Consider the following 10,833-nt stretch of genomic DNA (forward strand, 5'->3'; position numbering starts at 1 on the left):
TATGCTTTTAAAATCAATTGTGGACTGTATTAGATCTCTTAGATGAACTCCAGTTTCATCTGCATCTGTTCAACATATTAAATCTTGGAGTATCAGGAAAGTTCAATTCGCTTGAGCCAATTTTCAACCAAGGCCGTAAAGAGAGCCTCCTGATCTATCTGTGCATTATGGCCAGCAAGATCCATTACAGCATGAGTTGCCCTTGGATAATAGTGAGACAGCTGGGCTAACTGCTGGAAGCCCACGACTTGATCTTGCTTTCCTGCTATAAAAAGGCTGGGCTTGTCATAGCCCTTTTCCTGTATCCCTTGATCCACTTCAAACGAAAAAGCATAGTTTTCTTGCAGCTTTTGGACAAAGGGAGCATTCATCATCTGAAGCCCTACTAGGATTTCTTTTGCAAACCGTCGATAAGTTTCTTTAGTCTGTAAAATCGCTAAATCAACGAAATCTTCGCTTTTGCCTGCTATATCAAAACCTACCTCTCTAATTAGCAGGCTGTCTTTTGGCAGAATTCTTTCTTGCGGATTGGGTACAACTACTGGACAAATAAGCAGCAAACCATCAATCTCCGACCTTTTCTTAGCCAAAATTCCTCGAGCAAGATAACCACCATAAGACTCTCCAGCTAAGAGAAAGGAGTGTCCGCTGATTACAGTCTCTATAAAGTTCAAGAGCATCTCTAAAATCGCATCCGCACTTGCAAAAGCAGGATTGGCATCAGACCTACCCATGCCAGGCAAATCTAAATAAATCCTTTTATAGTCAGCATGTTTCTCAAAAATAGGTTCCAAGCATCCTTCCATCAATTCAGATGAACAGCCCAAACCATGAATTGCCAAGACTGGCTTTCCTTGACCAATCACTTTATAATATAATTTATTTCCCTGATAAGTAAAAAACATTTTTTCTCCAATCATACCTTAAAGACACGTTTTGCTCGAGGTGGATCCTTTATCGAAACTAGTCAAAATAATATTGTTTATGAGCCTAACAAATTATTCTTATCATCTACACCCCTCAAAGCTACTAGACGAGCAAACTTATTCTTTCCCCTTGATTTCAGAGCTTCATGCCTCATCCCCAAATAACAAGGTCGACTGCTGCAGATAAGGATTAGGGTACTTGACTAGCAGATCCCTTACAGCTCTTACCAAGTCTTTCTGCTCAGCCTGACCGGATTGGTAACGAAGCAAAAGATGCATAAAATCTTCTTTTTCTGAAGTGCTGACTTTTTTCTTAAAATAGCCCCAAACATGCTGAAAGGCATTGCAGACCTGACCTCGGTTTTCAGGCAGGGTTACTGCCTGGTCAATCAAGCCTTGAACATGTGCTGCTTCCACCGAGTCACTTTTCAGATATTGGCGGATTTCCAGATAAATCTTACTGGAATGACTGAGAACCAGATATTTATTTCTAGCCCAAAGAGTCTGACATTGGGAGATTTGGTTTACATTTTCCATGATTACTTCCCCTACTGATTTTCAATTTCAAACACTACTCGTTCATCTGCATCACTGCTCGCATCCTAGTAAGATAGAAAGCAAATCAACAATGATTTGAATAGGTTTTAGAAGAGTATGAATCAAAATCCCCAACCACATAACTGGGGAATCGTTCATTAACGTACCTCTGCACCAAGTTTTTCGGTCAGAGATTTTTCGATTTTTTCCATGTATTTAGCCACTTCTTCGTCGGTCAGGCTAGCTTCTGGATTTTGGAAAGTCAGGCTGTAGGCCATAGATTTGAGGCCAACACCCAGCTTGTCACCAGAGAAGATATCAAAGAGCTTAATATCGGTCAAGCGCTTGACACCAGCTGCTTGGATTGCATCAAGGACCTCTTGGTGAGTGATTTCAGCCTTGAGCAAGAGTGCCACATCACGGCTGACAGCTGGGAATTTAGTGATTTCTGTAAATGGCTGTGCTGGCTGGAGTTGCTCTTCGATAGCAGACAGGTTGAGCTCAGCCACATAAGTTTCAGGAATATCGTAAGCCTTGGCTGTCGCAGGATGGACTTGACCGACAAAGCCGACAGGCTGTCCTTTGATAGAAATTAAAGCAGTCCGCCCAGGATGCAAACTCTTAATCTGGCTGTTAGCCGCGTATTCAGCAGTCAAGCCCAACTTAGCAAAGAGTGCTTCCACTACACCCTTAGCATAGAAAAAATCAACTGCTACTGGCTTGGTCTGGAAATCTTTTTCATTAACAAGTCCTGTCAAAGCAAAGGCAAAGCTATTGATTTCGTTTGGCAGATCTTCCTTAGGATCGCCAGTCTGCTCAAAGACCTTACCAATCTCATAGAGGGCTAGGTTCTTATTTTTACGAGCCACATTGTAGGCTAGGGAGTCCAAAATCCCAGAAACCATGTTCTGACGAAGAACAGAGCGCTCTACTGTCATCGGCCACATGAGCTCAGTCAAATTGCTAGGATTGAGAGTGAACTCAACCGCCTTTTCTGGCGTCGTCAAAGCGTAGGTGATGATTTCTGTCAGTCCAGCTCCCTCTGCTAAGGTCCGTACTTGACGTCGCAGTTGCTGCGTTGCAGTCAATTCACCAGCAGTCCCGTCATCTTTTGGCAGGCTAGCTGGCAATTTGTCATAGCCGTAAATACGGGCAATTTCTTCATAGAGGTCCGCTTCGATTGAAATATCCCAGCGACGGCGAGGGACACTGACAGTGAACTGTTCAGCATTTCCTGATAAGCCAAAGCCAAGTCTGCGGAAGACATCCACGATATCTGTATACAACAAGTCCGTTCCTAAAACTCGGTTGACATCCGCGAGACTGGACACCACTTCTACATCGCTAGTGTCTAAGCTGCCAGCGGATACAATCCCAGCCTGAACAGTCGCTCCTGCCAAGTCCGCAATCATGCTTGCTGCCGCATCCAAAGCTTCATTAACAGTTGCCACGTTGATCCCTTTTTCAAAGCGGGAAGATGATTCCGAGCGTAGGTTAAGGCGACCGCTGGTCTTGCGGATTGATTTACCATCAAAGACTGCTGCCTCCAGAACAACACGAGTGGACTGACCGGAAATTTCTGTTGCTTGCCCCCCCATAACACCTGCAAGGGCTACTGGTTTGTCCGCTACAGTGATGACTAGGTCGCTAACTTCCAGCTCGCGCTCTTCACCGTCCAGCGTCACCAGTTTTTCACCAGCACTCGCTTCCCGCACGACAATCTGGTCACCCTCAAACGTATCCAGATCAAAGGCATGCATGGGCTGACCAAAGTAGAGCAGGATATAGTTGGTCACGTCCACTACATTGTTAATCGGACGGATTCCTTCGTTCATGAGGAGATTTTGCAGCCATTGAGGACTTGGGGCAATGGTGACATTTTCCAAGATACGAGCTGCGTAGTAAGAGGCTTTCTCTGTCTCAAGGGCTACTGAAAGGCTGTCAGCTGCCTGCTTTTCATTTTCCACCAGCGGAAAATCTTTAAAATGTACTGACTTGTCATAGATGGCAGCCACTTCATGAGCCACCCCACGCATAGACAGAGCATCAGCTCGGTTTGGTGTGATGGAAAGTTCGATAATCTCATCGTCCAAGTCCAGATAAGAGAAGACTTCCTCACCTGGCACTGCTTCTTCAGGCAGGATTTGAATGCCATCCGCAAATTCCTTTGGCACGACAGAATCAGAAATGCCCAGCTCACCGAGAGAGCAGATCATGCCCAGTGACTCCAAGCCACAGATTTTTCCTTTTTTAATCTTATAATTGTCGGCAATGCGAGCACCTGGCAAAGCCACCATAACCTTGATGCCTGCGCGAACATTTGGAGCACCACAGACAATCTGACTGTTCACCTCTTCTCCGACATTGACTTGACAGACATGCAGGTGAGTATCTGGAACATCCTCACACGATACCACCTCACCAACAACAATTTTTGACAAGCCAGCAGCTGGTGATGTCACACCTTCCACTTCAATTCCTGTCGTTGACATTTTCTCAGCCAGCTCAGCGCTCGCCACATCAATGTCTACTAACTCTTTTAACCACTTATAACTTACTAGCATATTTAAGATACCAAGGGCGTCAAAAACGACTGAAAAATAGGAGATTTGTTCAAGCATTCGATGAATGCTCGCAAATCTATCCTTTTTCCGAGTTTTTAGCCCGGATTCAATTCCTTTCTCTATTCTATCGCTGAGGAACTTGACCGACCAAATTTTAGGGACTTGTCTGAAATCCTGATTTCAGAGACAAATCATCTAAATTTCGAGCTTTTAGGTCGTATTCATTTCCTCTCTTTAAATTTTCTTGTTTATTTCAATTTCTTGCGCAGTAGCCAGTCTGTGTCTACCGTCTCACCAGTGATATAGTCGTGCTGGCTGAATTTTTCAAAGCCATATTTGAAGTAAAAATCTTGAGCTCTAAAATTCTTTTCCCAGACGCCTAGCCAGACCCAGTCAAAGCCTCGTTTCTCGGCTTCATCTAAGGCAAATTCAAACATTTCCTTGCCCAAGCCTTGACCATGGTAGGCTTTCAAGACATAGATTCGCTGAACCTCAAAGGCCTGTGGCAGTTCTTGCTCCGTTTGAGCCTGTCCCCAGTTAAACTTCAGAAAACCAGCAATTTCACCGTCTTTGACAACAAAATAAGTCTCTGACTCAGGATCTTCTAGCTCCTTTTCGATAGTTGCAAGCGACAGCTCATTGTCAAAATAATGTGCCATATCAGCTTCCTTGATAAAAGGACCAAAAGTTTCTTGATAGGTCGCGACCTCCAACTCCCGCAAGAGACTCGCTTCTTCTTTCTTGACTCTGACTAGCATACTGCACTCCTTTCTCAGAAAAGCTGTATCTATGAATACAGGTTTCTACTTAAACTGCTGAGAAAAACGAATATCTCCTTGGTAGAAGCCACGAATATCGTTGATACCGTAGCGGAGCATAGCTACCCGCTCTTGACCGAGACCAAAGGCAAATCCAGAGTATTTCTCTGCATCAATACCGCTCATTTCCAGTACTCGCGGATGCACCATACCAGCTCCCATAATCTCAATCCAGCCAGTCTTCTTGCAGACATTACAGCCGGCACCGCCACACTTGAAGCAGGAAACATCCACTTCAACAGACGGCTCTGTGAATGGGAAGTATGACGGACGCAGACGGATACTGCGGTCTTGGCCAAACATCTTCTGGACAATCAGCTGCAGTGTTCCTTGCAGGTTGGCCATGGAAATATTTTCTCCAACCACCAAGCCTTCAATCTGATGGAACTGGTGGGAGTGAGTCGCATCATCGGTATCCCGTCGGAAAACGCGCCCCGGTGAGATCATCTTGAGTGGCCCTTTAGAAAAGTCATGAGCATCCATAGCTCGCGCCTGTACCGGACTGGTGTGGGTTCTGAGCAAAATCTCCTCTGTAATGTAGAAAGTGTCTTGCATATCCCGTGCTGGGTGGTCCTTAGGCAGATTCATCCGCTCAAAGTTGTAATAGTCCTTTTCCACTTCAAAGCCGTCCACGACCTGATAGCCCATTCCGATGAAAATATCTTCGATTTCCTCACTAGTTTGGCTAAGAATATGACGGTTCCCAACCGGAATTTGACGGCCTGGCAGGGTCACATCCAAGGATTCCTCAGCCAGTTTCAGAGCTACTAATTGCTCTTCCATCTCTTGAGCAGTCTTTTCAAAGGCTGCTGTCAGAATATCACGCGCTTCATTGACATGCTTCCCGATAATCGGCCGCATTTCAGCTGAAATATCCTTCATCCCTTTTAGGACTTCAGTCAGCGAACCCTTCTTACCTAAGACAGCTACACGCAAGTCCTGCAGTTCTTTTTGATTCTCCGCCTTGAGCTGCTTGAGAGAAGCCAGAGTCTCTTCGCGCAGGCTTTTCAATTGTTCTTCAATCGTTTTCGTCATTTTCCCTCCAAAATAAAAAGCGCGCCAATCTCCATAAGCGGAGCGTTGACACGCGGTACCATCCGTTTTTTATCTGGCAAGCCAGACCTTACTTATCAATCCTAGAGCAAGTGAATTCGCCTAGCTTTCATCTAGAGAGCTTTCAGTCGATGGCTCCCCTCCCTGTTAAACTTCCCCTAGGTTACTGGTCTTGCGGATTGCTATTCAGTTATATTTCATTCTAACAGATTTCTAAACATTTCGCAAGCTCAGTTAAAGAATTTACAAGAAGAGACTATCGAGAAAAAGAAGCCTGTCAAACAACAGACTTCCTTCTTTCTATTTAATCACTTGTCCTGCTTCTTTCAGAACATCTTCTGGTACAGTAATGCCAAGTTCTTTCGCATTTTTGGTATTGATAACAGATTTACCTGTATCAAAAATATCTACTGCAGTATCAGCAGGTTTAGCACCTTTAAGGACTTTAGCTGCCATTTTTCCAGTCGCAACACCTAGGTCATACTGGTCTACAACGACAGAGGCAAGACCACCTTCTTCTACCATGGCTGTTGCACTTGGATAAATCGGTTTCTTAGCTTCTTTATTGCTGGACACAACTGTCGCAAAAGCTGATGCAATGGTATTGTCAATTGGAATCCAGATAGCGTCAACCTTGCCAGTCATGACATTCATGGTTGAAGCAATTTCATTTGTGGACGGAACAGAGTATTCCTCTACCTTGTAGCCTGCCTCTTCAGCCAATTTTTTGAACTCTTCCACTTGAGTTTTAGAATTGTCTTCGCTGCTAGAATATAGCGCACCGATAGTCTTAACATCTGGAGTTAATTTTTTAATCAGCTCTAGCTGTTGCTTAGCTGGATTGCGGTCAGAGACACCAGTGATATTGCCCCCTGGATTGTCCAGATTTTTCACTAGGTTTGCTCCGACCGGATCTGTGATAGCTCCCATGACAATAGGCTTGTCCTTAGTAGCTGCAGCCAGTCCTTGTGCAGACGGAGTCGCAATCCCAATCAGCACATCATTGTCATTGGAGACCAGCTGCTTGCTCATAGTAGAAACCTTACTCTGATCGCCCTCAGCATTCATAAAGTCAATCTTAATCTTGTCGCCCTTATAACCTTCCTCAGCCAGACCATCCTGGATTCCTTTGTAAATCAAATCCAGTGAAGGGTGGCTGACATACTGCAGCACGCCGACCTTGACTGTCTGACTATCACTACTAGTCTTAGTAGTATTGCCTTTACTGTTCAGGCTGGAATAGACTATCCCACCGATTGCCAAAACGGCCAGAAGGCCTAAGATAGTGATTAATCGTTTGTTTTTCATGTTCTTTCCCCATTTCTATGTTTTATATTTTTTCTGTTTAATCCCTAGGGACGCCATCGTTTAAACATAGGCAATTCTCCTTGTTTTTTTATAATAAGCAACAAAAAACCTCACACAGGTACTCTGTGTGAGGGCGTAAATCGCGGTGCCACCTCAATTATGGAAAATAACTAATATTCCCCATATCTCTGTCTTGTCATCAAACAAGCTGCACTGTAAGGTGTGCCTACCGAATTCTTATTGTTTCAAATTCATTTTATCAATTAGCCCAATTTCGTTCATGCCCACCGCCTGTTTGCACCAACTACAGGCTCTCTAAAAGACAGTCATAAATTACTTTCTAATCTACACTATTATAAAGTATACTGACGAAAATGTCAAGATTAAAATCCAATTATTTAATACATTGTTAATTATTCTGATATTCAAAGAATCATCTTCATTTTTTAGAATAAAAATAAAATCATCTCCAACGTTTCTCTATTAAAGCTATTTTATTTAAATACTTCAACCATCGTAAGTTCGTTTTCTTTATCAAATCTAAGAAAAGCATAATTTATAGATTCCAGACACTTAGTAGATTTATACGCTATTCCGTTATATCCTATTTTTGAACAGATTGCTGCAACAATATTGCTCATAATATATTCTATCCTAAATGACTTTGAATCCGATTTTGATGGCTGAGAAATAAGTCCATCAAAATCACTCTGTTTATCTTTCCCTCTCTTAAAAACAAAATTTATTGGAAACATTTTTAAAGTTTTACTAAGAATAAATTTAGCATATACATATTCCTTCCCTTGATCTAAAGGAACTTCTTCTTGAAGAACATCTAAGTTATTAGCACAATATAGAACACTCACTCCAATATCATTATACCTTCCATGCCCCGATACCCCATATGGAGGCTCCCATAATTTGTCATCTGGCGGTGATTCGCTAATTTGATAGCCAAGTTCCATAGTTCGTGTTCTAAAAATTGTTCTTCCAGAAGCTAAAGGGTAATAACCTCCCTTTTCATACAAAGACTTAATAACTTCTTCAAGACTTAAAAAAGCTTTATTTTGAGAAACATAAAGTTTATTTTGTATATATTCATCCTTCAAGTCAACTAACTCTTCCATTGTTAATTCATTTGCCAATAAGCTGACTTCTTTCTCTATTTCTTCAATTTCTCCATAAAACCTTTCATCAAATTCGTCTAAAGATTCTTTTGTGTAAATTTTCGAAAACTCATCAAAAAAACCATAGTCTATTTTTTCATCATAATTAGGTCCAGAACCAAAGCCACACACTGGGCAGTACATAGATTTAACAATTTCATCAATGGTATCTAAATCAAATTGATCATAGATAAATTCTCCTACTTCAATTGAGGTATCTAAATCATCAATCATACCCTCAACATCATCCTCTTCATCAAAGAATCCACCATGTCGCATACTGGTAAATATTTCTGATGGTTGAGAACAAAACTGACAACCTTCAATTTTAGATGTTAGTTGCTCTCCAATAAAATGATACAATCTTTCCATTAACTCATCGTCATCAAAGTAAGATTCACTTTTCGATATTTTATTACTACAATTTTGGCATATACTTTCTACTTCTTGGTTTACAGAAAATTCATCAAAAAGTTCTTCAAGAAAATTTCCTTTTTCTGGAGCACTTCTTACAATGTACTCTTCCACTGCCAAAACTTTTTTGAACTCATCACATCTCGTACAAATCAAATAATATACCTTGCTTTCAAGTTATTTATGAATAATATACATTATACCACAATCTCCTCTTTTTCCATTCCTTTGCATTGTCATATTGCTGTAAAACAGTTCAAAAAATAATTAGGGTACATTATGATTATTTCTTTTAATGTATAGACCCCTTTCAAGAAATATTCATCAACTTCCTGGTCTATTTTCTGTGATATGATATAATGATAGAAGTTATTTCTATGAAAGAGAGAATATAGATGTCTTTCGACGGATTTTTTTTACACCACATGACAGAGGAGCTCAGCCGCGAATTGTTGAGCGGCCGTATTCAGAAGATTAATCAGCCCTTTGAACAGGAGCTGGTTTTACAGATTCGCAGCAACCGTAAAAGCCACAAGCTGCTCTTATCAGCCCACTCGGTCTTTGGGCGCGTCCAGCTGACAGATACCACGTTTGAAAATCCAGCTGTTCCCAATACCTTTATCATGGTGATGCGCAAATACCTGCAGGGCGCTGTTATTGAAGCAATCCAGCAGGTGGAGAATGACCGGATTTTGGAAATCAGCGTCTCCAATAAGAACGAAATCGGCGATAGCGTGGCTGTGACTCTGGTCATCGAAATCATGGGCAAGCACAGCAATATCATTCTCTTGGACAAGGCTAGCGGTAAGATTATTGAGGCCATCAAACATGTCGGATTTTCACAAAATAGCTATCGAACGATCCTGCCTGGCTCAACCTATGTCGCACCGCCTCAGACAGGCAGTCTCAATCCTTTCGCTGTGGGTGATGAAAAGCTCTTTGAAATCTTACATACTGAAGACTTAGAGCCCAAACGCCTGCAGCAGATTTTTCAGGGATTGGGCCGAGATACGGCTACTGAGCTCAGTGGCCGTCTGACAGCTGACAAGCTCAAAACTTTCCGTGCATTTTTTGCCAGTCCAACTCAGCCAAGCCTGACCGAAAAATCCTTCTCTGCTCTGCTATTTTCCGACAGCAAGACCCAAATGTCCACGCTATCCGAGCTTTTGGACACTTTCTATAAGGACAAGGCTGAGCGAGATCGAGTCAACCAGCAGGCTAGCGAACTGATTCGTCGAGTAGAAAATGAGTTGGAAAAGAACCGAAAAAAGCTGGTTAAGCAAGAGGAAGAACTTCTAGCAACGGAGAATGCAGAGGAATTCCGTCAAAAAGGGGAGCTCTTAACTACCTTTCTCCATCAGGTACCTAACGATCAGGACCAGGTTGAGTTGGATAATTACTATACAGGTGAGAAGATTATCATCTCGCTTGACAAGGCCCTGACTCCCAACCAAAATGCCCAGCGCTATTTCAAACGTTACCAGAAGCTCAAGGAAGCCGTCAAACACCTGACCAGCTTGATTGAGGAGACACGGACTACGATTCTCTACCTAGAGAGCGTGGAAACAGCCCTTTCTCAGGCCAGCCTGACTGAAATTGCAGAAATTCGGGAGGAACTAATCCAGACTGGCTTTATCCGCCGACGCCAAAGAGAGAAAATCCACAAAAGACAGAAACCGGAGAAATATTTGGCAACAGATGGCCAAACTATTATCCTAGTTGGACGCAATAATCTACAAAATGACGAGCTGACGTTTAAGATGGCCAAGAAGGACGAGCTTTGGTTTCACGCCAAGGATATTCCAGGTAGTCATGTGGTCATCACAGGCAATCTTCAGCCCAGCGATGAAGTCAAGACAGACGCTGCCGAGTTAGCAGCCTATTTTTCCAAAGCTAGACTCTCCAATCTGGTCCAAGTAGATATGATTGAGACTAGAAAGCTCAACAAACCAACCGGTGGAAAGCCAGGATTTGTCACCTATACGGGCCAGAAAACCCTGCGCGTCACACCGGATGAAGAGAAAATTAAAAGCATGAAGATATAAAG

8 protein-coding genes are annotated in these 10,833 nt (G+C 42.7%); 1 reads left to right on the top strand and 7 read right to left on the bottom strand.

Features of this window, described 5'->3' with window-relative positions; genetic code table 11:
- Window positions 1–92: 92 nt before the first annotated feature.
- From DQM55_RS07175 to DQM55_RS07205, 7 genes are all read right to left on the bottom strand, one after another.
- Window positions 93–920: an alpha/beta fold hydrolase gene (locus DQM55_RS07175; RefSeq protein ID WP_002925180.1), complete on the bottom strand. Its 828-nt coding sequence runs from the start codon at window positions 918–920 to the stop codon at window positions 93–95.
- A gap of 150 nt (window positions 921–1,070) precedes the next feature.
- Entirely contained in the window at window positions 1,071–1,463 is a 393-nt protein-coding gene (locus DQM55_RS07180; protein ID WP_002925182.1) for a YbgA family protein, read from the bottom strand.
- Window positions 1,464–1,621: 158 nt separating this feature from the next.
- On the bottom strand, window positions 1,622–4,027 hold the full coding sequence (gene pheT / locus DQM55_RS07185; protein WP_111676940.1) for a phenylalanine--tRNA ligase subunit beta: 2,406 nt from the start codon (window positions 4,025–4,027) through the stop codon (window positions 1,622–1,624).
- Between the two features lie 248 nt (window positions 4,028–4,275).
- Window positions 4,276–4,785, bottom strand: a complete 510-nt coding sequence (locus DQM55_RS07190) for a GNAT family N-acetyltransferase (RefSeq protein ID WP_111675968.1) — start codon at window positions 4,783–4,785, stop codon at window positions 4,276–4,278.
- A 45-nt stretch (window positions 4,786–4,830) separates the two neighbouring features.
- Window positions 4,831–5,880, bottom strand: coding sequence for a phenylalanine--tRNA ligase subunit alpha (pheS, locus tag DQM55_RS07195; RefSeq protein ID WP_002904274.1), 1,050 nt, complete (start codon window positions 5,878–5,880; stop codon window positions 4,831–4,833).
- 318 nt (window positions 5,881–6,198) lie between these two features.
- The gene (gene trpX, locus DQM55_RS07200) at window positions 6,199–7,206 is read right to left on the bottom strand and encodes a tryptophan ABC transporter substrate-binding protein (protein WP_002925189.1); all 1,008 of its coding nucleotides are present in this window, start codon (window positions 7,204–7,206) and stop codon (window positions 6,199–6,201) included.
- 494 nt (window positions 7,207–7,700) lie between these two features.
- Entirely contained in the window at window positions 7,701–8,900 is a 1,200-nt protein-coding gene (locus tag DQM55_RS07205) for an RES domain-containing protein (protein ID WP_111676942.1), read from the bottom strand.
- Window positions 8,901–9,181: 281 nt separating this feature from the next.
- Here DQM55_RS07205 and fbpA point away from each other — a divergent pair, with 281 nt between their 5' ends.
- On the top strand, window positions 9,182–10,831 hold the full coding sequence (gene fbpA / locus DQM55_RS07210) for an Rqc2 family fibronectin-binding protein FbpA (protein ID WP_002925200.1): 1,650 nt from the start codon (window positions 9,182–9,184) through the stop codon (window positions 10,829–10,831).
- Window positions 10,832–10,833 lie beyond the last annotated feature (2 nt).

Source organism: Streptococcus sanguinis, assembly GCF_900475275.1.
Classification (GTDB): Bacteria; Bacillota; Bacilli; order Lactobacillales; family Streptococcaceae; genus Streptococcus; species Streptococcus sanguinis_N.

Excerpts from the sequence above, each read along its gene's own strand:
- DQM55_RS07175 (WP_002925180.1), bottom strand. The coding sequence starts at position 920 with ATGATTGGAGAAAAAATGTTTTTTACTTATCAGGGAAATAAATTATAT.
- DQM55_RS07180 (WP_002925182.1), bottom strand. The coding sequence starts at position 1,463 with ATGGAAAATGTAAACCAAATCTCCCAATGTCAGACTCTTTGGGCTAGA.
- pheT (WP_111676940.1), bottom strand. The coding sequence starts at position 4,027 with ATGCTAGTAAGTTATAAGTGGTTAAAAGAGTTAGTAGACATTGATGTG.
- DQM55_RS07190 (WP_111675968.1), bottom strand. The coding sequence starts at position 4,785 with ATGCTAGTCAGAGTCAAGAAAGAAGAAGCGAGTCTCTTGCGGGAGTTG.
- pheS (WP_002904274.1), bottom strand. The coding sequence starts at position 5,880 with ATGACGAAAACGATTGAAGAACAATTGAAAAGCCTGCGCGAAGAGACT.
- trpX (WP_002925189.1), bottom strand. The coding sequence starts at position 7,206 with ATGAAAAACAAACGATTAATCACTATCTTAGGCCTTCTGGCCGTTTTG.
- fbpA (WP_002925200.1), top strand. The coding sequence starts at position 9,182 with ATGTCTTTCGACGGATTTTTTTTACACCACATGACAGAGGAGCTCAGC.